Source organism: Streptomyces bohaiensis (assembly GCF_012033785.1).
GTDB lineage: Bacteria > Actinomycetota > Actinomycetes > Streptomycetales > Streptomycetaceae > Streptomyces > Streptomyces bohaiensis.
In genome coordinates this window covers 1-1148 of record NZ_JAAVJC010000538.1, presented here as the reverse complement: position 1 = coordinate 1148, position 1148 = coordinate 1, and the positions used below count along the sequence as shown (strand labels likewise).

The following is a 1148-nucleotide window of genomic DNA, read 5'->3' as shown; positions in this document are numbered from 1 at the left end:
GACTGGGCGACCGGCGAGTCGCGCACCAGTATGTGGAAACCGTCGGTGTGCTGCTCGATGTAGTCCAGCAGCGCGAAGGCGGCCTGCTCCAGGAGCTCGCGGGGGTGGCCGGCGGTGAGCGGCTGGAGGCGGAGCTGACCGCGCTCCGCGGCGAGATCGACCGCGCCGTGCACCACGCGCTGCCGTGGGCCGTCCAGGGGGACCACGGCCGCGCCTCGGCCGACACGGTCCTCGCCCAGGGCGAGGAGCACCTGCCCGCGCACCCCGCGGTGCGGCAGCTGGTGGAGTCCGCGGTGCGGTCCGTGTACGCCGAGCGCCGACGGCTGGCCAGCGCGTTGTCGGTGCTGGAGAGCGGCGCCTCGCGCGTCCAGGCCGCCGTGACGGCGCAGGTGGCCGAGTTGGACCGGCGCAAGCTGCCGTACTGGCAGGACAACGTCCACGCGAACGTCCCGCACAGCCGGGTCCGCGAGGACATGGAGGCGCTCGACCGGCTGCTGGCCCCGATGGACCTGCTGGCGCAGCGTCTCCTGGTCCTGACCGGCGCGCGGCGCACCGGCCGCCCGTGGCCCCGCCCGGTGCCGATCGCCAACGTGGTGCGTGCCGCGGTGGGCCGGAGCGAGGACTTCACCCGGGTGGTCGCGGCCCTGCCCCCGGTCCCGCAGGGCGTGCGCGGTCCCGCGGTCAACGCCGCGATCCACGTGCTGTCCGAGCTCATCGACAACGCGCTCCAGTTCAGCCCGCCGACCACGCAGGTCCATGTGACCGTGGAGAGCGCCACCAGCGGCATCGTCCTGCACATCGACGACAGCGGCCTGCCGATGCGCACGGAGACGCTGCAGCGCGCCCGCCTCACCGTGGACCTCGAACGGCCGCTGGACATCACCGACCTGTCGGGCAGCCGCCTCGGGCTCGCCGCGGCACGGCTGGCCGGGGAGCGCTTCGGTATGCGGATCGAGTTCCGCCCGTCCATCACCGGCGGGACCCGGGCGAGCGTCTTCCTGCCGGTGCAGTGGCTCTCGCCCGTGACCGACTCCCCCGCCGTCCGGGCCCCCGCGGCCACCGAGCGCCCGCGCCGCGCCGACGGCGCCGTGGCGACCACGACCGGGCCCGTCGGAGCGACCGCCGCGGCGACGCGCGCACCGGTCGCC

1 protein-coding gene and 1 pseudogene are annotated in these 1148 nt (G+C 75.8%); one reads left to right on the top strand and one right to left on the bottom strand.

Translation table 11 applies throughout. The features are described 5' to 3' along the window. Positions 1 to 119: pseudogene (locus HCN52_RS24545) on the bottom strand (TetR/AcrR family transcriptional regulator); the annotation flags it as partial. Between the two features lie 354 nt (positions 120 to 473). Between HCN52_RS24545 and HCN52_RS24540 the strand changes: the two are divergent. Next, positions 474 to 1148: sensor histidine kinase (locus HCN52_RS24540; protein WP_312876865.1), on the top strand; the 675-nt coding region annotated here is incomplete at its 3' end.